General features: G+C 69.9%; 26 protein-coding genes and 1 pseudogene. 23 read left to right on the forward strand and 4 right to left on the reverse strand.

The genetic code is table 11. The annotated features are described in order from the left end of the window. Positions 1–18 precede the first annotated feature (18 nt). From G3I54_RS02870 to G3I54_RS02940, 18 genes and pseudogenes are all read left to right on the forward strand, one after another. Positions 19–159 (forward strand): hypothetical protein, encoded by a 141-nt coding sequence (locus tag G3I54_RS02870; protein ID WP_164610731.1) that lies wholly within the window; start codon positions 19–21, stop codon positions 157–159. Further along, positions 156–281: a hypothetical protein gene (locus G3I54_RS39960; protein ID WP_275407905.1), complete on the forward strand. Its 126-nt coding sequence runs from the start codon at positions 156–158 to the stop codon at positions 279–281. Before G3I54_RS02870 ends, G3I54_RS39960 begins: the two co-directional genes overlap by 4 nt. After that, on the forward strand, positions 274–768 hold the full coding sequence (locus tag G3I54_RS02875) for a hypothetical protein (RefSeq protein ID WP_164610732.1): 495 nt from the start codon (positions 274–276) through the stop codon (positions 766–768). The genes G3I54_RS39960 and G3I54_RS02875 overlap by 8 nt, the downstream gene beginning before the upstream one ends. 34 nt (positions 769–802) lie before the next feature. Continuing rightward, complete coding sequence (locus G3I54_RS02880; RefSeq protein WP_164610734.1) at positions 803–1,327, forward strand: hypothetical protein; 525 nt, start codon at positions 803–805, stop codon at positions 1,325–1,327. Between the two features lie 113 nt (positions 1,328–1,440). Next, on the forward strand, positions 1,441–1,890 hold the full coding sequence (locus G3I54_RS02885) for a hypothetical protein (protein ID WP_164610736.1): 450 nt from the start codon (positions 1,441–1,443) through the stop codon (positions 1,888–1,890). A gap of 160 nt (positions 1,891–2,050) precedes the next feature. Beyond that, a complete protein-coding gene (locus tag G3I54_RS02890) occupies positions 2,051–2,431 on the forward strand; it encodes a hypothetical protein (RefSeq protein ID WP_164610738.1) in 381 nt (126 codons plus the stop codon). A gap of 166 nt (positions 2,432–2,597) precedes the next feature. Beyond that, complete coding sequence (locus G3I54_RS02895; RefSeq protein ID WP_164610740.1) at positions 2,598–2,948, forward strand: hypothetical protein; 351 nt, start codon at positions 2,598–2,600, stop codon at positions 2,946–2,948. Between the two features lie 203 nt (positions 2,949–3,151). Beyond that, a complete protein-coding gene (locus G3I54_RS02900; RefSeq protein WP_343240255.1) occupies positions 3,152–4,213 on the forward strand; it encodes a transcriptional regulator in 1,062 nt (353 codons plus the stop codon). Positions 4,214–4,735: 522 nt separating this feature from the next. Continuing rightward, a complete protein-coding gene (locus G3I54_RS02905) occupies positions 4,736–5,005 on the forward strand; it encodes a hypothetical protein (protein ID WP_203685424.1) in 270 nt (89 codons plus the stop codon). 443 nt (positions 5,006–5,448) lie between these two features. Beyond that, positions 5,449–5,595: a hypothetical protein gene (locus G3I54_RS38830; protein WP_203685425.1), complete on the forward strand. Its 147-nt coding sequence runs from the start codon at positions 5,449–5,451 to the stop codon at positions 5,593–5,595. A gap of 170 nt (positions 5,596–5,765) precedes the next feature. Further along, on the forward strand, positions 5,766–6,764 hold the full coding sequence (locus tag G3I54_RS02910; RefSeq protein WP_343240256.1) for a methyltransferase domain-containing protein: 999 nt from the start codon (positions 5,766–5,768) through the stop codon (positions 6,762–6,764). Continuing rightward, positions 6,757–7,005 (forward strand): hypothetical protein, encoded by a 249-nt coding sequence (locus G3I54_RS02915; RefSeq protein ID WP_164610744.1) that lies wholly within the window; start codon positions 6,757–6,759, stop codon positions 7,003–7,005. The genes G3I54_RS02910 and G3I54_RS02915 overlap by 8 nt, the downstream gene beginning before the upstream one ends. Further along, positions 7,002–7,232: a hypothetical protein gene (locus G3I54_RS39245; RefSeq protein WP_343240257.1), complete on the forward strand. Its 231-nt coding sequence runs from the start codon at positions 7,002–7,004 to the stop codon at positions 7,230–7,232. Before G3I54_RS02915 ends, G3I54_RS39245 begins: the two co-directional genes overlap by 4 nt. Before the next feature lie 302 nt (positions 7,233–7,534). Continuing rightward, positions 7,535–7,828 (forward strand): hypothetical protein, encoded by a 294-nt coding sequence (locus tag G3I54_RS02920; protein ID WP_164610746.1) that lies wholly within the window; start codon positions 7,535–7,537, stop codon positions 7,826–7,828. 25 nt (positions 7,829–7,853) lie between these two features. Next, positions 7,854–8,024, forward strand: coding sequence for a hypothetical protein (locus G3I54_RS02925; RefSeq protein WP_164610748.1), 171 nt, complete (start codon positions 7,854–7,856; stop codon positions 8,022–8,024). Next, positions 8,021–8,314 (forward strand): hypothetical protein, encoded by a 294-nt coding sequence (locus G3I54_RS02930; RefSeq protein WP_164610750.1) that lies wholly within the window; start codon positions 8,021–8,023, stop codon positions 8,312–8,314. The genes G3I54_RS02925 and G3I54_RS02930 overlap by 4 nt, the downstream gene beginning before the upstream one ends. Next, on the forward strand, positions 8,311–8,646 hold the full coding sequence (locus tag G3I54_RS02935; RefSeq protein WP_164610752.1) for a hypothetical protein: 336 nt from the start codon (positions 8,311–8,313) through the stop codon (positions 8,644–8,646). The genes G3I54_RS02930 and G3I54_RS02935 overlap by 4 nt, the downstream gene beginning before the upstream one ends. Before the next feature lie 210 nt (positions 8,647–8,856). Then, positions 8,857–9,192 (forward strand): annotated as a pseudogene (locus tag G3I54_RS02940) (CapA family protein); the annotation flags it as partial. A gap of 12 nt (positions 9,193–9,204) precedes the next feature. Here G3I54_RS02940 and G3I54_RS02945 read toward each other — a convergent pair. Continuing rightward, complete coding sequence (locus G3I54_RS02945; RefSeq protein ID WP_103509140.1) at positions 9,205–9,666, reverse strand: universal stress protein; 462 nt, start codon at positions 9,664–9,666, stop codon at positions 9,205–9,207. A 163-nt stretch (positions 9,667–9,829) separates the two neighbouring features. On the opposite strand from G3I54_RS02945, the gene G3I54_RS02950 reads away from it, so the two are divergent. Further along, the gene (locus tag G3I54_RS02950; RefSeq protein WP_164610754.1) at positions 9,830–10,681 is read left to right on the forward strand and encodes a polysaccharide deacetylase family protein; all 852 of its coding nucleotides are present in this window, start codon (positions 9,830–9,832) and stop codon (positions 10,679–10,681) included. A 76-nt stretch (positions 10,682–10,757) separates the two neighbouring features. On the opposite strand, the gene G3I54_RS02955 is transcribed toward G3I54_RS02950, so the two are convergent. Further along, on the reverse strand, positions 10,758–11,420 hold the full coding sequence (locus G3I54_RS02955; protein WP_103509142.1) for a class F sortase: 663 nt from the start codon (positions 11,418–11,420) through the stop codon (positions 10,758–10,760). A 326-nt stretch (positions 11,421–11,746) separates the two neighbouring features. Here G3I54_RS02955 and G3I54_RS02960 point away from each other — a divergent pair, with 326 nt between their 5' ends. Further along, positions 11,747–12,229 carry a hypothetical protein gene (locus G3I54_RS02960; RefSeq protein ID WP_164610756.1) on the forward strand — a complete coding sequence of 161 codons (483 nt, stop codon included), beginning with the start codon at positions 11,747–11,749 and terminating at the stop codon, positions 12,227–12,229. A gap of 91 nt (positions 12,230–12,320) precedes the next feature. Here G3I54_RS02960 and G3I54_RS02965 read toward each other — a convergent pair whose 3' ends face one another. Together G3I54_RS02965 and G3I54_RS02970 are read right to left on the reverse strand one after the other, a co-directional pair. Beyond that, a complete protein-coding gene (locus G3I54_RS02965; protein ID WP_164610758.1) occupies positions 12,321–12,884 on the reverse strand; it encodes a hypothetical protein in 564 nt (187 codons plus the stop codon). Positions 12,885–13,069: 185 nt separating this feature from the next. After that, positions 13,070–13,834: a DUF4239 domain-containing protein gene (locus G3I54_RS02970; RefSeq protein WP_164610759.1), complete on the reverse strand. Its 765-nt coding sequence runs from the start codon at positions 13,832–13,834 to the stop codon at positions 13,070–13,072. Between the two features lie 797 nt (positions 13,835–14,631). Here G3I54_RS02970 and G3I54_RS02980 point away from each other — a divergent pair. From G3I54_RS02980 to G3I54_RS02990, 3 genes are all read left to right on the forward strand, one after another. Beyond that, entirely contained in the window at positions 14,632–15,597 is a 966-nt protein-coding gene (locus G3I54_RS02980; protein ID WP_164610761.1) for an SCO0930 family lipoprotein, read from the forward strand. 255 nt (positions 15,598–15,852) lie between these two features. After that, entirely contained in the window at positions 15,853–16,671 is an 819-nt protein-coding gene (locus G3I54_RS02985; protein ID WP_164610763.1) for an SAM-dependent methyltransferase, read from the forward strand. After that, complete coding sequence (locus G3I54_RS02990) at positions 16,668–18,842, forward strand: EAL domain-containing protein (protein WP_164610765.1); 2,175 nt, start codon at positions 16,668–16,670, stop codon at positions 18,840–18,842. Before G3I54_RS02985 ends, G3I54_RS02990 begins: the two co-directional genes overlap by 4 nt. The last annotated feature ends 17 nt before the right edge of the window (positions 18,843–18,859 follow it).

Raw genomic sequence — 18,859 nt, forward strand, 5'->3', positions numbered from 1 at the left:
AAGTCGAGGAGAGACCCCATGGCAGCAACCCGGCGCATCCACCGCGACCGCCCCGCCCGCAGGCACGAGCCCCGCACCGAGCACGACTCGACCGCCCCGGCAGGCACGCACGTGCCCGACGTCCTGTCCGGCCTCGTGCGCACGGAGGCCGAGAAATGAGCCGGTACCTGACCCCGGAGGATGCGGCGCTGGCCGGGGCCTCCGTCCTGGACGGCCCGCAGTGGGACGTCTGGAGAGAAGCGGACCCGATCGAGGACGACGAGGAAGCCACCTATGCCTAGCACGCTGCGCATGACGCCCGGTCAGCGGGCGACCGTCACGGGCCGGGTGACCGAGATCGAGACCGAGTTCAGCCCGTACGAGGGCGCACGCCGAACCGTCACGGTCGAGCAGGACGACACCGACACCATCACGCCGATCATCCCGCCGCGCATGGCGAGGACCGGCACCACCAAGGGAGAGAACACCATGCAGGAGAAGACCGAGACCAAGGCCGTCCTTGCCACCGACCGTGGCAGCGTCACGGCGGTCCACACCGACCGCGAGGCGTACACGCTGCGGCTCGTCGCGGCCGGGCCGAACGGCGGCGGCGCGCGGCTGAACGTGCCTCAGCTCCGGGACCTGTCCAAGTACCTGGCGGCCAAGGCCGAGGAGCTGAACAAGGCGGAGACCACGGCCAAGGAGAAGAAGGCGCAGGCCGAGCGCGAGGCGCGGGCCCGCGTCCAGCGCGAGATGTACGGCTTCCGCGCCTACCCGTACTTCCGCTGACCCACTGACCCCCGCAGCAAGGAGAACACCGAACTTGTCGACCGAGTACGCCTATTCCTGTGCCGACGCCCCCGGGGACACCCTTTACGTGTCCGCCGAGCCTGACGGCGGCCTCCGGTTCCGCATCACCGACGGTGGCGCCAACGCCTTCGTCTTCCTGAACGGACAGGACACCGCCCGACTGGCCCGCGATGTCGCAGAGTTGGCGGGAGGCTGCCAGGCCCTCGCCCCTGCGGAGCCTGCCGAGGTACCGCAGCGGGAGACCCTTGACGACGCCCTCGCCGCGAACCCGACGCCGCCCGTGGGCTACACGTACCCGCCGGCTCAGGGAGCGGACGCCAACACCACCGAGAGTGAGGGGAGTTCGGACCCGGTCACCGTGCCGCCCCCGGTGACCTTCGGTGACGCGATGCTCCCGCAGCCCGGCACCGTCGACCGTGAGCGGGCCTACATCCGGGCGCGAGAGCTGCTGTCCCAGGGCGAATCGCAGTACGGCCAACGGGCGGTGGTCGAGCTGGCACGCTTCCTCTCCGGGGAGGACGACGACCGCGAGACGTGACACCCTGACAGGGGCACCGCTGGACGGCCAACGTTGCCCATGTCGCACTACCGTTCCGCAGGTCACTGCGGATGGCGAAGGGTTGAGAGATGGCCAGGCGGACCTATCGGGCTGTGAGTCGCACGGGCGACGTGACCTTGCGGCGCACCGAGCGCGAATACCCGTACGCGGTGGAGGCCCGCAAGGTCGAGTCCTGGTCGGTCATCGTGTGGGCGACAGAGGAGCCGGTGCGGAAGGTTCCCCGCAGGGAGACCGTCGAATGGAAGCAGGCGAAGCGAGCCGCCGAGGATGCCGCCGAGGAACTGCGGAAGGAAGCCGAGGCATCCGGACGCCCCGTGACGTACCAGGTAACCAACGTGGCCGCCGAGGACGCAGGGGAGGACTCCCTCTATCGCTGGATCGTCCGGGAGGAGCGGTACCGGATGGCTGACAAGTGGGTCATCGTCTCGTTCCACACCAGTGCGGCGCTGGCCCGGTCAGCCGCCGAGGCGTACAGCTCCCCGCTCACGGTCAGGCCGATGAAGCCGGAGGCAGGCATCGTCAAGACCGAACTAGTCAAGTAGAGAATCCGCAGGCCAGGGCCCGTTTCCCCGATGGGGAGGCGGGCCCTTCGTCTGTTTGGTGACAAGCGTCACCGGTGCAGCGTTGGACGTCCAACGCTGCTTGTGTCTAATGTGTGACCACGCCGAACGGCGCACACCGAACGAGAGGGAGCCACCCGAAATGATGCAGACCGCCACCGCCCGCGACATCGCCGCCGACATCGTCGCGGAGGGTGGCCAGACCTGGGCCCCGGGCAAGACTGCTCCGGCCGCTGGCCACATGGTGAGCCTGCCCGGCACCGAGCGCGTGATCCCGCTCCACTACTTCTGCGCCTCCGACGTCGCCCTCTACGTGGCCGACCACGCCGAGAAGGTGACGCGCGACGGCCGCGCCTACTTCGGGGCCTGGGTCGACGGTGACTCGGTGTACCTGGACATCAGCGTCAACGTCATGGACGCCGGGGATGCGGTTCACCTCGGGTTCCAGTGGGGACAGCTCGCCATCTACAGCATCGACGCCGACGAGGTCATCGAGCTGGACCACTCGACCTATCGCAAGTAGTACCCCGGTCGCTTTGGTCGGGCCCTGCGGGGGCCTGGCCATGGCGACCGGAGTGCACCGCTGGACGTCCAGCGGTGCTCCGTTCGGCCCCTTCCCGGATCACTCGGGAGGGGGCCATTTCTGCGTTTAGGGGCAGGTCGCCGTTTGGCCGAGGTAGGCCCCTCGAATGGTGGCAGTCACGATCCGGGTAGAGCTATCGCGCGACTACGGCAACACGTGGTCGCTCGGCTTCACCTACCTGGAAGGCTTACCGGCCATCACGAGGGAGCGCGTACCGAACGTCGCGCACCTGCGGTCGCTGCTCATCACGCATGAGCGGCTGGCCGCGTACCGGATCGTTGCCTATCGCAGGGCCCTGGGCGTCCCCCTGAGCGCCTTTCCGAGCGCCTACAGGTTCGTGGCCCGCCGGGACGACACGGGGGCCCTGGTGGGGCTGTGGTGGCTTGAGTGGTGGCCGCCGGGGGAGGAGTACCGCCGAAGTCGGCTCGCCTGGGTGGACGAGTCGTTTGGAAGTTAGCAGAACTAAGGATTCCGTATGGTGAGAGTTCTTATCGCATCGTGCTCTCTGGGTCAATTGGTGCGTACCCTGCGGGTATGACTCAAACGATTGGTATGAGGTTGCGGACCCTCCGCCTACAAAGGGGGCTCACGCAACAGGAGTTGGCCCGAAGCACGAGGGAGGGCAAGAACAAGGGCGTCTCTGTCGCCACCATCCGACTGTTGGAGCAGGAGCGGGCGAACGAGACGCGTGCCGAAACCCTGCACATCTTGGCCCGCTCCCTGCGTACAACGACTAGCTACCTGCTCGGGGACCGGGGCGACGAGGAGACGACCCCCGATGAGCGCTGGGAGGGTGTGCGGCAGGCGATCCAGGCCCCGCCGGTCATTGCCGAGGGCCTGGAGGAGCCGCCGACCGTGGAGGGGGTTACGGCGGCCCTGGGGGACACCGAGCCGCTGCGGAGGGCTGACCAGTTCGCCGCCACCGCGCGGCTATTGCCCTCGCTCATCCGTGACGCTGACGCGCTTGGCCCTGAAGGGCGTGAGGTCCGGGTGCGGGTGCTGCAACTGGCCGGGTGGCTGATGATTCAGACGCGGCAGTTCGACGTGGCCGAGCTGGCGCTAGACAGGGCCATGGACGACGGGTCGAATCTGTCGCAGTGGGGTGCGACGGTCAACAGTCGATGCTGGATGCTGCTTCGGCAGGGCCAGTTGGGAAAGGCGCGGGAGCTGGCAACGCACTGGGCCGACGAGATGGAGCCGCGCCGGATCTCCCGTGCGACGCCGGGGGAGCTGTGCGCCTGGGGCTGGATGCTGTTGCGGGTCAGTGCTGCGGCCGTCCGCGACAACCGGCCAGGGGAGGCCGCCGACGCCATGAAGCTGGCCCGCGCTGCGGCGTCGGTGCTGGGCACGGAGCGTGCGCACCACGCGGACGGTATGCGGACCTTCGGGCCCACGACCATCGTCCTGAAGTCGGCCGAGAACGAGTCGATCCGCCGACGCCCGGACAAGGTGCTCGACCTGGCGAAGCAAGTGCCGATCGGGGGAGTCCTGCCGTCGACCAACAACCGGAATCGCCACGCGTTGGATGTGGCCGACGCGCTCGTTGCAACCCGCAAGTACGCAGAGGCGGTTGGTGTTCTGCAAGGCATCCACGACGCCTCGCCCGAGTGGCTGCCGAACCAGCGTTACGCCCGGGACATTCTCGGGCGGGTGGTCGAACGGCGGCGGTCTCTGTCGCCGGAAATCCGCAACCTTGCCGAGGTCGTGGGCCTTGCTGTTTGAGATATTGGTAGTTCGGGCGCGGGCGGCCCCGAACTACCAATGACAGCCCCGGCCCTCAGTCCTTACGGTCAGTCACATGAGCGTGACGGAGCGAGGGACGGAGCGAGATGGCGACGGAAGTCGAGAGAACGCCGGACCTGGAGCCGGTGGCGGTGGCGGGTTGCAACATCTGCGCCGCACAGTCTGAATCACGAGAAGTTGCCCGGGAGGCGGGCGACGCTCGGGCTGTCCGGGAGCGGGGCGAGCGCATCGCGCAGCACCCGCACCGCCAGTCGAGCGACCGCCTCCCGACCCGGTCCGTGTGGGGGGTGGCATCGTGAGCGGCAGCGGCCTGCGCTGGCCTGCGGCTCCGCTGGACCTGCCGGTCCGTCAGGAAACCGAGCCGGCCCCGGCCCCCGGGTGCGATGTCTGCGAGGCCCTGACTGAGCAGCGGGAAGCCGCTCGGCTGTCCGGCGACCAGTCCAAGGTTTCCGACTGCAATGTCGAGTTGGCGCGGCACCCCCATGCGGAGAGGCCGACACGATGAGCCTCCGCGCAGTCGTGCGCTTCGTTCAGCACGGCATCGGCACGGCCCCGCAGTCCGAGGTGACCATGACGGCCCGCTGTCTGTCGCCTGAGTGCGGTTGGACGCTGGACCCCACGACGGACCAGGACGCCGGGAACGATGCCTGCATGTCCCACACCGGCCGGACGCGGCACTCCCACTTCGCCCGCGTGTGGGAGGACGTGGCCGAGGTGCGGCGGCTGGAGCTGGACGCGGCCCGCGACGTTGTCCCGCAGGTGGGTGCATGAAGCGCTTGGAGCTGTCGGCGTTCGGCTGGCTCGGCTTCGTCGTCTACGCCTGCACGATCGCTCTTACGATCTCCCGGTGCACGGCCGCCTGACGGCCCCTCAAGCTCCCGCCCCCCCTCACGGCGACTCGCAAGCATCCCGCGAGGGGAGCGGGGTACCACTCCCTGCCCGGTCGGCACGGGCAGGGTTCCAAGCACCGCTATCCGGGGGGACCTCCTGGAGGTGCCGGTACCCATCACGGCCGGTGCCTCACCTGATAGCGGGTGCCCGACTCGGCGGAGTCGGGCACATCAGCCCCCGTCCGGTCGTCCCCACGTGGGGACGTGAGACGACCGGGCGGGTTCAACGCCCACCCCCGGCTGATCATGGGCCTTAGGACAGCCCCGAGTGCGCCGGGGGTGGGTCGCACCACCATCAACTCATCTACGAGGAAGGGCAATCCCATGAGTGGAAAGCACGGCGGCGGTACCGGCTCCGGACAGGGCGGGAGCCAGCAGGACGATTCCAACTCCGGCAACAAGCACGGCGGGGGCGGTTCGAGCGAAGGTGGCAACACCAGCGACGGTCAGCGTCCTGCGGACGGCAAGTGACCAACCATGATCTGAAGGGGGCGGGCCCTGACGGGCTCGCCTCCGCGCTCTTGGAGTCGGGCGCACTTACGAGCGATTGGCTCCCCGCCTTCGAGGCGGTACCCCGTCACCTCTTCGTCCCGGATGCCATCTGGCCGGGCCGAGCGGGAATGAACCGGCAGGATGACCGCGTGCTCCAGAGCGAGCAACCCGACTTGTGGTGGGAGGCGGTCTACCGTGACGCGCCGATCACCACACAGTGGGACGGCGGCACGTACACGGGCAAGGGCCGGGGCCGGACCCCGACTAGCTCCAACTCGATGCCGACGATGGTCTTCTCCATGCTCGCTGCACTCGACGTCCAGCAGGGGCACGAGGTTCTGGAGATCGGCACGGGGACGGGATGGAACGCGGGTCTCCTCGCGTCCCGGTTGGGCTCGGACTTCGTCACCTCCGTCGAGGTGGACGAGACCACGGCGCGCGATGCGATTACGCGTCTCAACGCTGCGGGCCTGCACCCGTGGGTCTTTGTGCAGGACGGTGCGGAGGGCTTCCCGCAGCGGGCCCCGTATGACCGGGTAATCGCCACGTGCTCGGTAGGGAGCGTGCCCCCGGCCTGGAGGGAGCAGACGAAGCCGGGCGGCGTCATCGTGACGCCCTGGGGGCCGACGTACGGCGGCGAGGCCGTCGCCCGGCTGACGGTCCACGAGGATACGTCGGCGTCGGGCCCGTTCGTCGGGTCGTCGGCGTTCATGCGGATCAGCTCCCAGCGCAAGCAGCTGCCGCAACGGCGGGCGTTCCTGCCCGAGGGGGCGTGGCCCGGGGACGGGGTCACCTACGACACGCCGCTCTCGCCCGACGCGGTCGGGGACTGGATTCACATGTTCGCCATCGGCGTGCAGGTCCCCGACTTGTTCTGTGAGGTCGAGGAGCTGGAGGGGGAGGCGTACCGGCTGTGGCTCATGGACACGGGCGTCACGTCCTGGGCAACTGCTGACTACGTGCCCGGCAAGGACCGGCACCGAGTCGTCCAGTCCGGCCCCCGTTGCCTCTGGGACGAGCTGGAGGGCGCGTATATGTGGTGGGCGGGGAACGACCGGCCCGGCTTCGAGCGCTTCGGGCTGACGGTCGATTCGGACGGCGAACGGGTGTGGTTGGACACGCCGGAGAACCTGGTCCCCCATGGCTGAGCCCCGAACCGAAGACCGGCAGCCGGCCGTTGCAACTCCTCCCGAGAACACGGTTCCTGACGAAGTTGCCTTCCTGTCGGCCCTTCAGGAAGGCCCGTTCGATCCGGACAACTGCCCCCGGTGCAAGAAAGTCTGCGGCGACCTGCAACAGGCCCTTGCTGACCGCTCCGACATCATGGAGCAGATCGAGCGGGTGGTTTTCCACGCGGCGTGGGCGCACCCGAGCGAGGGCGGGCAGTGATCACAGCCAGGTTCGAGCGCTCGCCCACGGACGTGGTCACGTGTGAGGCGTGCTGGAACGCTCCGGTTCAATGTGCCCGGATCGGCAGAAAGCCGCCCACCCGCGATCTTCTGTGCATCTTGTGCGCCGAAGGCGTCGTTCCCGTGCGTGTCGATCTCTTCCCGCCGTTCGGCATGTACGGAGTCACCGGCCACACGGTGTTGGAACCGGCCGCTCCCACCGAGTAGCCCCTATACCGGCCCCGTCCGCGCGTTGCCCCCCGTGGCGCGTGGGCGGGGCCTCCCTACGCAATCAAGGTGAAGTTATGGCATGTCCAGCTCGGCAAGGCAGCCCGTGCAGCGGGTGCGAAGAATGCGATGTCTCGCTCTTTCTGCCCGCACAGGACCCCTACTTCGGGCCGGGGGAGCCGGGCGGGGACCTGGACCCCCACGAGGATGCGCGCGACCACCCCCACTAGTTGGCCTTCCACTTATGCCCTGGCGGGCCGTCACGTGCTCCCGCCATCCCTGATGACCGGAAAGGTAAAGCCATGTTCCCGGAAGCGCTCTACGAGGCAATCGGCAGAACGGAAGACGCGCTGCGGACCAAGCCAGAGGCGAGGGCCGCCCCGTTGCACCAAATGGTGTACACGACGCCGGACGGCGATGCCGAGTTGATGTGCCTGGACGTTGAGGGAATCCTGCCCATCCCGGATCAGGGCAAGATCATCACGTTGCACGAGTACGACGTGATGGTCACGTCATCACGGACCACGTATGCCCGCGACGAGAGGACCGGACGGCCCCAGCTCTTCACCGTCGTTCGCGTAACGGCCGTGGAGTGAAGCGAGGCGGACCTACCCTGTCGGCATGGAACGCGACTTCAGGGTCAACGACACGCCGTTCACTGAGTGGCTGGTGGGCCAGGCTCGTTCGGCGGGCTGGGACGTGGACGGCGGCCAAAAGGCGCGCGACGTGCTGCGGCTATCGGCGGCGCTGATGCTGGACGAGAAGCTAGACACGATGGGGTACGACGAATGACCGACGGTAACGACAAGATCGCGTTTGAGCTGGAGCTGAAGGTGGGGGCGGTCGACGGAGACCACGAGGTCACGTCGTCCGGAAGGTGCGGGCGCTTCCGGCTGGACGACCCGATGGACACGCTGGACATGTTGATCGTGCACGCCCTGGAGGAGGCGGAGGGGAACCTGTTGGGGTCCTTCGTCAGCGTCACCCGGTTCGTGCTCGATGGTGAGGACAGGACGGCGACGGTGCGCGGCCAGGACATGAGCCCGCTGCATCGCGCCAAGATCAAGCGGCACCGACGATGAGAACCGGCATCGGGATCAGGTTCACATGGTGGTTCTCCCTGACGCCCGGTGAGCCCTCCGAAGGGGAAGGCGGTGCCGAGACGCCGGAGGACGCCCGAAAGGCCCTGGAGATGGCCGTACAGCTCCACGTGCGGGATGTCGAGGACGAGGAGGAGAGGCGGGCGCTGCTGGCGGGCGTACTGCCTCAGATGGGGGTGTTCGTGGCGCGCGAGTCGGCGGCCGTGCTGAAGCGGGGGAGAGGGGCGCTCTACAACGACCCGGGCGTTGCGGTTGTCCGCCTCACCCCGGGCCCGCTAGTCGATCCTCTCGGCTTCGGCACGTACGCCGAGTGACCGGCATGGGGCCTCTCCTGGTTGGCTGAAGACGATCTATCAACGGCGGAGAGAGTGACCGTACGATCGCAGTGCGTGGGGATCACTATTGGGACCGTGGCCCCATGGCCGGTCGCGAACGGCCGGGGCTCTCCTCCTCAATGTCGCCCACGTAGGGGCCCTTACCGGGACGCTGGTAGGGGCCCTTCCTGCTGGTCGCGTACGCTTACCCGTGTATCAACCACCTGGGTCGTCTACGGCATGGGCGACCAGATCGCCGGAGCGATGATCAACTACGAGGGGGTCCAGGACCCGCGCGGCAACCAGAGCTCGATGGGCCGCTTCACCTTCGCGCCGCCCGCGAAACCCGGAGAGCGCTGGACCGTGAAGAAGGCGGAGTTCGTGCCGCAGTGGTACGACACCGCCACCGGACGCGCCGTCAACCTCAACGCCTCCCTCGACTCCTCCGGCGAAGGGGCCGAGCACCTCCGCGAGATCCGCGACCGCATCCGTACCGTGGTGCTCGGCCGGGGAGCGGACAAGGACGGGCTCCTCATGGGCGAGTAGCCGCACACGCCCCTACGGCACCACGGTGACCGGCCAGCGCCCCGCCTTCACCAGGCGTACGGCCACCGAACCGATGAAGCGGTGCCCGGCCGACTCCGAGGCCCCGACCACCACCGCGTCCGCCTTCAGCTCGTCGGCCGCCGTCACCAGGCCGTTGTAGGGGTCGCCCCGGAAGGTGTGGAACTCCCAGCGCATGTCCCACGCGTCACTGAAGCGCTCGGTCGCCGCGCGGATCTCGGCGGCCAGATCCTCCGCGACCTCGCCCGTGGTGTCGCCCACCGGCACGCCCAGCGCGGCGCCCGCCGTCAGGACCGGCTGGACGTACACCAGGGCCAGCATGGCGTTCTGGCGGCGGGCGAGTCCGGCGGCGTAGGCCGCCGCGCGCATCGAGGAATCGGAGCCGTCGAGCCCCGCGACGATCACCTTGGGGCCGTCAGTGCCGCGTTCGAACTGATGAGGCTGCTGCTCTGTCACGGCTCCGAGGCTATCGGCTCGTCCGGAAGGCGCCGCTACGGGACGGCGACCGTCTCCGATGGAGATGAACATACTGCGTCGATCGGGTACAAAACGGTCGGCGTCCGTGTCGGTCTCCGTGTCGGCGGCCGGAGGGGACGTCCGGCCGTGCGAGCAGTTGGCCATGAGAAGTGATCACACCGGACCCGAGCGCCGCACTCTGCTGAGGGTCGCCCTCGGCCTCGGGGCCGCCACCGCCGTGCACCTGATCGCCGCCGATCCGGCGTCGACGCCCAGCCGCCCCGCGCGCACCGCGGGCACCCCGCCCGCCGCGGCCGCGGGGCCACCCGGACACGTCCGGGGCCGGCCCTCCCCGTACCGGCTCGACCCGATGACCGCGCACACCCCGCCCCGGTTCAGACCGGCCCGGCCGCCCGTGCGCACCCGGCCCTTCGAGCACCTTCCCGAGCTCGGGCACTCGATGGTCCTCAGCTTCGACGACGGCCCCGACCCGCGCTACACCCCGGGCATCCTGGCGACCCTGCGCGAACACTCGGTCCGTGCGATGTTCTTCGTCTGCGGCGAGATGGCCGAAGGCAGCCCGGACCTGCTGCGCGAGATGGCCGACGACGGCCATGTGGTGGGCAACCACTCCTGGTCCCACCCGCTGATCCCGAAGCTCTCGCGCCCCGCGATCCGCGACGAGCTGGGACGGACCAGCGAGGTGGTGGACCGGGCGCTCGGGGCGGCGCCGCTGTGGTACCGCGCCCCGTACGGTGCGTGGAACCGCAACTCCTTCGAGATCGGGGCCGAGTTGGGCATGGAGCCGATGGCGTGGACCGTGGACACGCTCGACTGGAAGACGCCGGGGACCGGCACGATCGTGCGCCGGGTGCTGGACGGGGCGGCGCCCGGCGTCGTCGTCCTCTCGCACGACGCGGGCGGTGACCGTTCGCAGAGCGTCGCGGCCCTGCGCCGCTATCTTCCCCGGCTGCTGGACTCCGGCTACCGCATCACCGTGCCGCACCGCGTCTGAGCCCGGGCGCGCGTGCGCGCGCACGGCTGTGCCCCCGGCGGACCGCCGGGGGCACAGCCGTGCGGGACGCGTCGGGTCAGCGGGTGTCGACCAGCCGGGCGAAGACCACCACGTTGCCGTCGTAGCCACCGGCCTTGGAGTAGCCGCCGCCGCAGGTGATGACCCGCAGCTCCGCGTGGCCGGTGTCGCCGTAGACCCGGGCGCCGGGGAAGTCGTTCTTGGAGAAGACCTCCACCCCGTACACCTCGAAGATCCCGACCCGGCCGTCGTAGCGGGAGACCTCGACGCGGTGCCCCTTCTGGAGCGAGCCGAGGCCGTAGAAGACCGCGGGCCCGGACATGTTGTCGACATGGCCGACGACCACGGCGGTGCCCTTCTGACCGGGGGCGATGCCGTTCTGGTACCAGCCGGCGAGATTGGGGTCCTCGGCGGGCGGGGCGTCGATCCACCCGTTGGCGTCCAGATTGACGTCGATGATCGGGGCGTCCACGTCGATGGAGCCGATCTTCACGCGCGAGGCCGGGGCGTACGGCAGCGGCTGCACCGGTTCGCCCTCCACCGGCGGTCCCGCGGTGTCCTTGCCCAGGTCCAGCGAGGCGGCCGCGGCGGGCTGCGGCGGGCCCGCCTCCCCGAACTCCGTGCCGTTGCGCATGAGGGCGAGGCCGCTGAGCAGCACCAGGGCGATCGCACCCCATGGCACACGTCTGGTCCGCTCGGCGCCAGCGTAGTCCCGGCCCATGGTTCTCCCTTCGTCGCGACGCTGTGAACGCTAAGGGCGCCGGGTCCGGGCGGCGATCAGAGAAGGGCGAACGGGTGGCGGCGGGGCCGGGGGCCCACCGGATGCCTGCCCATCGGAGTAATGAGCAGATAAAAGTTCTGACGGTCTGTGACCTGCGGCTCCGTCAGGTTCAAGGGTTTTCGTACGGCGTGTCGCGTCACCGGGGTGGAGCAGTGCCGAAGTGCGAGTCGACGGTCGGCTGGTGAGTGTTCGTCATGGGAGGCGTTCTCGTCGATCCAGCCCGGGGGACAAGCCCCCGGGGGCGTTTCCCGCTGGAGGTTCACACGATGCGTGCTTCACGCGCTCTCGCGGTCACCGCGACCGCTTTCGCGGCCGTCGGGCTCGCGGCCCCCATGGCCGTAGCCACCAATGGTCCGGTCAATGTCGCCGTCAACCCTCAGTCCGTCCACCAGGGCGGCACGGTGAAGATCACCGCGCAGGGCTGCGGCCACGGCGGCAAGGTCTGGTCGAACGCGTTCCCGACGACCACCCTCTCCGCGGGTGACGGCACCAACTACGCCCACGCCCGGGTCCGGAACAACACCACGCCGGGTCAGTACCACCTGTCCGTGAAGTGCAACGACAACAACCGGATCGCGACGCACCAGTTCACCGTGCTCGCCGGCAACGGCGCGCAGGGCGGGCTCGGCGGCACGATGGGCCCGAGCTCCGTGGAGATGCAGGTCGGCGGCGGTCTGGTGGCCGCTGCGGCCGTCGGCGGCGCGGTCTTCCTCGTCCGGCGCCGGCGGACGAGCCATGCGGCGTTCTAAGGCGTCGAACCTCCCGCCCGGCCCGATACGCCCGTCGCCCCGAGTCCTGGATCAGGACCCGGGGCGACTGTCGTGCGCCGCACGCTCGCGGTCAGTGGCGGCGGTCGGCGGAGCGGCGGCGCGCGAAGTAGAGGGCGCCCGAGGCCGCCGCGACCACCAGGGCCGCTCCGGCGGCGACCTCCACAGTGCCGGTGGTGCCGGAGCTTCCGCCGAGGCCACCGCGGACGCCGCCCGGCACGAGGGCCGTCGAGCTGGCGGTCGGGACCGTGGTGGGGGTCGGGGTGGGGGTGGGCGTGCTCGTGGCGCCGCCGGTGATGGTGAGGTTGACGTTCCGGGAGGTGCCCGTGGAGCCGCAGGCGAACGTCACCGCGTAGACGGCGCCGCGGCGGGCGTCCGTGTCGACGGTGGCCGTGGCCGTCGTGCTGCCGCTGGGGATGGTGACGGTGTCGAAGATGCCCGAGCTGACGGTCGTCTCGCCCGTGCAGCCGCCGGCGCCGAGGGTCACCCGGCCGCCCGGTGCGATGACCGACGGGCTGATCGTCGGATTGAACGTGCTGGAGGCCCCGTCCGGCGCGGCGAAGGCGGCGGACGGGGCCAGCAGCGTCAGAGCACTGGCGCCGAGCAGGGCGAGCGGTGCGACACGTATCGCGCGCATGGTGGATCCTCCGGGTTCCCCGAGGGGCAGCTGCGGAACCAATTTCCACATAGCAGGAAAAATGCACCTCGATGCCCGACACGCTAGGAGCGGTCCCCCCGGCCCGCGATCGGGGTCCGGCGAATGGGTCAGCGGTGTCCCCCGGCCGGCTCACTGGCCGCCTCGCCGGCCGGGGGAGCGGGCGCTCAGCGGGCGGCCCCCGGGAACATGTCGAGGAACGGTTCGGCGGTGGCCGAGATGCCCCGGCCGAAGGGCGCGTCGAAGTCCCAGATCAGGAAGAGCAGGAAGGCGATCAGCGCGCTGAACAGGCCCGCCAGGAGCAGCTCGCGGAACGTTCTGCGGATCTGGAGGGTGAAGATCAGCCCCACGGTCACCAGCGCCCCGATGATCAGCCCGAACCAGACCACCCCGGGCATCGTCGCCCCGGCGTTCTGCCCCCGTGAGCTGCGTGCGTCGTCGGCCGCCGCCACCTGGTCGACCAGCGGCTGGTAGGCCTGCCCCTCGTGGTCGGTCTTCGGTTCGTAGTCGGTGACGTCCGCCCGCACCCTGTCCAGCAACTGTGTGCCGCGCTCGGTGAGCGTGTTCCGGTCGGACATCACCTTCCACTCGTCGTTGACGACATGGCTGACATAGGCGTCGACGTCCGCCCGGATGCGGTCGCGGACCTCGGCAGGGTAGACGGAGGCCCGGGCCTGCACCTCGTGCAGCGCCTGCGCCTCGATGCGTACGGACTCCTGGGCGGCGCTGCGGCCCTCCCAGACCCCGGCGATGGCGAGCCCCAGGACGATCGCGTAGACCACGCCGATCATCATCGTCATGTACTCGATGACGTCGGGCGTCTCGGACGGGTCGTCGTCATCCCCGACGCGCCGGTTGTTCAGGACGGCGATGGTGAGGACGACCGCGCAGGCGGACGCCATGGCAATGCTCAGTACGAGCCATTCGGACATGCATCTCTCCTGGTCAGCGGGTTGACCGCGGCCGCAGCACGGCGACGGCGAACACCGCCGGGGCGGTGATGAGCAGCGTCAGGGACACCAGTGACGGCCCGCTCCTCGGCTGTTTGCGGGTCGGTTTGCGGTACGTCGGCAGGGCGACGGCCCGGGGTTTCGGAGGCTCGGTCCGCGCCGGGGGCTTCGGCGAGGGCGAGGGTTTCGGCGGCGGTGCGGGCGCTGGAGGTGGTGGCGGCGGTGGTGGTGGAGGCGGCGGAGGGGGCGGTTCCGCGACCACCGGTGGGGGCGGCGGAGGCGGTGGCGGAGGTGGCGGTGGCGGGGGAGCAGGCGGCGGAGGAGGCGGAGGAGGCGGGGGTGGTGGCTTCGGCGGCGGAGGTGGCGGTGGTGGCTCCGGCTCGGAGACCGCGACGCAGCCCCCGTCGCCCGCCACGGCGACCGAGGAACTGCCGTCGCCCTGCCCGATCGAGGCCACCGCGCAGTTGTCGGCGGTCGCGGGCAGCGGTACGGCTGTCAGCCAGAGGAATGCGGCGGCCGTCGTGAGCCGCGCGATGCGTGATCCGTACACGACCGGGAGCATGATCCACACCGCCGCGGTACACGCGGTTCCGCCGGGTGATTCGCCTGATCGTGGGGATAATCGGCCATTCGTGTTTGCCCCGCGATCTTCGGCCGTCGAAATTCTTCTCGGCCTTCCGTTGAACGCGACCCTGTCGGCGCCCCGTACCTAGGGCCATGAACGGCGCGGTCCCGCGCCGTCATCGGAAGCGATACGACGAAGCACCACGGGAGTCGACATGAACACCTGGCGCAACGCCTCGCTCGCGGTCACCGCCGCGGCTCTGTTGACGCTCACGACGGCGTGCGGTCAGGAGCAGGGAGACGCATCGCCCAACGGCCAGGCGGTCGGCAACGCGGCCCCGGCCCAGCAGCCCGCCGACAGCGGCTACGGATCGGCCGGCGGGGGCTACGGCTCCGGGGCCGACAAGGAGGCGGCGGAACCGAAGGAAGCCGGTCAACTCGCCGTCCAGGACAGCAAGAAGCTCGGGAAGGTCCTGACCGACAGCGAGGGCTTCACGCTCTACCGCTTCGACAAGGACACCGCCAACCCGCCGAAGTCGACCTGCGAGGGCGAATGCGCCGCGGTCTGGCCGGTGGTCGCCGCGGGCAACGCCACCGCCGCGGCCGGCACCGACGCCGATCTGCTCGGGGAGGTCACCCGCGCCGACGGCACCAGCCAACTCACCGTCGACGGCTGGCCGATGTACCGGTACGCGAAGGACACCGCCCCGGGCCAGGTCAACGGGCAGGGCGTCGGCGGCACCTGGTTCGCCGCCGCCCCCGACGGCAAGAAGGCGGCGAAGAACGCCGACAGCGAGGGTGCGGCCGAACCGGCCGACCCCGCCGGCCTTTCGGTCCGCAAGGACCCGGAACTCGGCGACATCGTGGTGGACGGCCGAGGGATGACGGTTTACCGCTTCACCAAGGACTCCGCCTGGCCGATGAAGACCGCGTGCACGGGCGACTGCCTCAAGAAGTGGCCGGTAGTGGCCCCCATGGCCAAAAATGCGGTGGACGGTGTGACGACGAAGGGATTCGTCACCTTCGACCGCCCCGACGGCATCAAGCAGCAGACCATCGACTGCTGGCCCATCTACACCTTCGCGGGCGACGCCAAGCCCGGCGACACCAACGGACAGGGAGTCGGCGGCACCTGGTATGCCGTTTCTCCCGATTCCAAACTCGTCGGCGCTCCCAAGTAATCACGGGCCCCGGCGAACCATCGCCCAGGAGCCCCAAGTGGCCCCGAACCACCGGGAAACGGTGACCGGAGTGCCGGTCCGTCGCTGTCCGCATACGCGCAGCGACGGATCGGCCGTTGTTGCCACCGGAGTGTGACCAATAACGGATCGCTAATTTCCGTTTCCACTCGCTCTCTTGGCGGTCGATCAGTAGCCTCTGGTCAACACTGACCATGAACATGGCCGGATCGCCGTGGCGACTTGTTGGAGACATCGATGGAGCGTCCCGCCTGGGCACCGCAGGGCATTGACATTTCGGTGCCGAGCGTGTCTCGCATGTACGACTTCTATCTGGGCGGATCGCACAATTTCGAGGTGGACCGGGAAGCCGCGCGCAAGGCCATGGAGTTCCTTCCGGGCCTTCCCAAGATCATGCAGGCCAATCGCGCCTTTATGCGCCGAGCCGTCCGCTACGCCGTCGAATCGGGCATCGACCAGTTCCTGGACATCGGCTCCGGCATCCCGACCTTCGGCAACGTCCATGAGGTCGCCCAGGCCGCCGACCCCGGGGCCAAGGTGGCCTACGTCGACCACGACCCGGTCGCCGTCGCCCACAGCCAGGCCGTGCTGGAGGGCAACGACCGCGCCGTCATCGCCGCCGCCGACCTGCGCAACCCCAAGGAGATCCTGGCGAACCCGCAGATCACCGGACTGCTCGACCTGGACCGCCCGGTGGCCCTGCTGCTGGTCGCGGTGCTCCACTTCATCGAGGACGCCGACGACCCGCGCGGCGCGGTCGCCGAACTGCGCGATGCACTGGCCCCCGGCAGCCTGATCGTCCTGACCCACGCCTCGTACGAGGGCATCCCGCTGCCCAAGGAGGAGGCGGCCGGCACGGTCGGCGTCTACAAGAACATCCGCAACCCGCTGATCATGCGCTCGCACGAGGAGATCGGTCAGTTCTTCGAGGGCTACGAGATGGTCGAGCCGGGGCTCGTGTCGATGCCCGCATGGCGGCCCGACACCCCGCAGGCGCCGGAGCAGGAAGACCCGTACGCCTTCTCGGGCTTCGCAGGGGTTGGGCGCAAGGCGTGAGCATTCCCGCCCAGGCGTCCGGGGAGCCGGACGCGGAACCAGACGGTCCGGAAGGCCGGCTCCGGAGATTCGCCAGGATCTGGAGCCGGGCCATCTTCCCCCTGACCGCCACCTCCCTCACCCGGCCGGAGTTCGAGGAGCATCTGCTGCCCCTGGCGCGGGAGCTGAACGGCATCCTGCACGCCCGCCCCTTCGACGCCTCGCCCGCCCAGCGGATCGGCGCGGCCCTGATCGACGCGCACTGCACCGACCCGGACGCCCTCAGCTCCACCCTCGGCGTCGTCGACTCCTACCTCGTGCTGTACTGCGGCGGCAACGGACCGGGACCGCTCTCCACCGAGGACGGCCGGGCCCGCTGCGCCCGGATCCAGCACACGCTGGCCGCCGGCTTCTCGTCGGCCCTGCGCGAGCGCACGCTCGCCGAGCAGGAGGCCATCGCCCGCTCGGCCCTGACCGCCCGCTCGCACGCCGAAGAGGCCCTGCACGCCACCGAGGCACGCTTCCGCGCGGTCTTCAAGGACGCGGCCATCGGCATCGGCATCGCCGACCTGGACGGCAACATCCTGGAGATCAACGACACCCTCACCAAGATGTTCGGCGGTCTTGAGCACCACGTCCGCAGCCACAAGGTGAACGAGTGGGTCCACCCCGAGGACTCGCCGCAGGTGTGGAAGTACTACGACGAGCTGGTACGCGGCGAACGCGACCACTACCGGGTCGAGAAGGCGTACTACCGCAACGACGGCACCGTCCTGTGGACCAACCTCACCGTCTCGCTGCTGCGCGACTCCGAAGGACGCCCCGAGTACCAGCTCGCGCTGATGGAGGACACCACCGAGCGGCGGCTGCTGAATCTGCGGCTGCGCTACGAGGCCACCCATGACGCGCTCACCGGACTGCCCAACCGGACCCTGTTCTTCGAACGCCTGGAGAAGGCCCTCGCCGCTCAGGAAGGCATCCGCTTCGGCCTCTGCTACCTGGACCTCGACGGCTTCAAGGCCATCAACGACAGCCTCGGCCACGCGGCCGGCGACCGGCTCCTGGTCGAGATCGCGGACCGGCTGCAGAGCTGCGCGCCCGCGCCCGGCGAGATGGTCGCCCGGCTCGGCGGCGACGAGTTCGTCGCCCTCACCACCGGCCCGGACACCGCCGACCAGGTGGACGAACTGGCCGGCCGCATCCTGAACGCGCTCGCCACCCCCATCCGCCTCGACGGCCGTGAACTGACCGTCCGCGGCTCGATCGGCGTCGTCGAGGGGCCCTCCGGGGAGCGCAGCGCCGCCGAGGTGCTGCGCAGCGCCGACATCACGATGTACCGGGCCAAGGCGGCGGGCGGCAACCGTTTCCAGCTCGCCGACGCGGAGGCCGACGCGCGCGCCATCACCCGGCACGGGCTGACCACCGCGCTCCCGGCCGCCCTGGACCGGGGCGAGTTCTTCATCGAGTACCAGCCGCTGGTGCACCTGGGCGACGGCACCGTGCACGGCGCCGAGGCGCTCGTACGGTGGTGCCATCCCCAGCACGGCGTGCTCGGCCCCGACCGGTTCATCCCGCTCGCCGAGCACACCGGGCTCATCGTGCCGCTCGGGCGCTGGGTGCTGGAGGAGTCCGTACGGCAGGCGAACTTCTGGCAGGAGCGGCACAGCGACGGAGGGCCGCTGCGGATCAACGTCAACCTCTCGCCGACCCAGCTGCACCACCCGCGCCTGGTCGCCGAGACGGTCGACGTGCTGGAGCGGTCCGGTCTGGAGCCGGGAGCGCTCTGCCTGGAGGTGACCGAGTCCGCGCTGATCGGCGCCGACGACGATCTCCTCAAGCCGCTGCGGCAGCTCGCGGAGATGGGCGTCGACATCGCGCTCGACGACTTCGGCACCGGCTACTCGAATCTGGCGAACCTGCGCCGGCTGCCGGTGAGCGTGCTCAAGCTGGACCGCTCCTTCACCCGGGGCATGCAGCAGCACCCGGCGGACCCGGTCGACCTGAAGATCGTCGAGGGTATCGTGTCGCTGGCCCACAGCCTGGAACTGGCCGTCACGGTGGAGGGCGTGGAGACGGGCGCCCAGGCCGAGCAGCTGCGCCGGCTCGGCTGCGACACCGCCCAGGGCTGGTACTACGCCCGCCCCGGGGCCCCGGACCGGATCCACTCGCTGCTGCTGGCGGACGCGGTCTGACCGTCGCCGTCGCCGGG

The organism is Streptomyces sp. SID14515, from assembly GCF_010548505.1.
In the GTDB taxonomy this organism is placed as follows: Bacteria; Actinomycetota; Actinomycetes; order Streptomycetales; family Streptomycetaceae; genus Streptomyces; species Streptomyces caviscabies.

What these genes read in the sequence shown, in the direction of transcription:
- G3I54_RS02870 (WP_164610731.1), top strand. Translation starts at nt 19, where the DNA reads ATGGCAGCAACCCGGCGCATCCACCGCGACCGCCCCGCCCGCAGGCAC.
- G3I54_RS39960 (WP_275407905.1), top strand. Translation starts at nt 156, where the DNA reads ATGAGCCGGTACCTGACCCCGGAGGATGCGGCGCTGGCCGGGGCCTCC.
- G3I54_RS02875 (WP_164610732.1), top strand. Translation starts at nt 274, where the DNA reads ATGCCTAGCACGCTGCGCATGACGCCCGGTCAGCGGGCGACCGTCACG.
- G3I54_RS02890 (WP_164610738.1), top strand. Translation starts at nt 2,051, where the DNA reads ATGATGCAGACCGCCACCGCCCGCGACATCGCCGCCGACATCGTCGCG.
- G3I54_RS02895 (WP_164610740.1), top strand. Translation starts at nt 2,598, where the DNA reads ATGGTGGCAGTCACGATCCGGGTAGAGCTATCGCGCGACTACGGCAAC.
- G3I54_RS02905 (WP_203685424.1), top strand. Translation starts at nt 4,736, where the DNA reads ATGAGCCTCCGCGCAGTCGTGCGCTTCGTTCAGCACGGCATCGGCACG.
- G3I54_RS38830 (WP_203685425.1), top strand. Translation starts at nt 5,449, where the DNA reads ATGAGTGGAAAGCACGGCGGCGGTACCGGCTCCGGACAGGGCGGGAGC.
- G3I54_RS02915 (WP_164610744.1), top strand. Translation starts at nt 6,757, where the DNA reads ATGGCTGAGCCCCGAACCGAAGACCGGCAGCCGGCCGTTGCAACTCCT.
- G3I54_RS02920 (WP_164610746.1), top strand. Translation starts at nt 7,535, where the DNA reads ATGTTCCCGGAAGCGCTCTACGAGGCAATCGGCAGAACGGAAGACGCG.
- G3I54_RS02925 (WP_164610748.1), top strand. Translation starts at nt 7,854, where the DNA reads ATGGAACGCGACTTCAGGGTCAACGACACGCCGTTCACTGAGTGGCTG.
- G3I54_RS02930 (WP_164610750.1), top strand. Translation starts at nt 8,021, where the DNA reads ATGACCGACGGTAACGACAAGATCGCGTTTGAGCTGGAGCTGAAGGTG.
- G3I54_RS02935 (WP_164610752.1), top strand. Translation starts at nt 8,311, where the DNA reads ATGAGAACCGGCATCGGGATCAGGTTCACATGGTGGTTCTCCCTGACG.
- G3I54_RS02950 (WP_164610754.1), top strand. Translation starts at nt 9,830, where the DNA reads ATGAGAAGTGATCACACCGGACCCGAGCGCCGCACTCTGCTGAGGGTC.
- G3I54_RS02955 (WP_103509142.1), bottom strand. Translation starts at nt 11,420, where the DNA reads ATGGGCCGGGACTACGCTGGCGCCGAGCGGACCAGACGTGTGCCATGG.
- G3I54_RS02960 (WP_164610756.1), top strand. Translation starts at nt 11,747, where the DNA reads ATGCGTGCTTCACGCGCTCTCGCGGTCACCGCGACCGCTTTCGCGGCC.
- G3I54_RS02965 (WP_164610758.1), bottom strand. Translation starts at nt 12,884, where the DNA reads ATGCGCGCGATACGTGTCGCACCGCTCGCCCTGCTCGGCGCCAGTGCT.
- G3I54_RS02970 (WP_164610759.1), bottom strand. Translation starts at nt 13,834, where the DNA reads ATGTCCGAATGGCTCGTACTGAGCATTGCCATGGCGTCCGCCTGCGCG.
- G3I54_RS02980 (WP_164610761.1), top strand. Translation starts at nt 14,632, where the DNA reads ATGAACACCTGGCGCAACGCCTCGCTCGCGGTCACCGCCGCGGCTCTG.
- G3I54_RS02985 (WP_164610763.1), top strand. Translation starts at nt 15,853, where the DNA reads ATGGAGCGTCCCGCCTGGGCACCGCAGGGCATTGACATTTCGGTGCCG.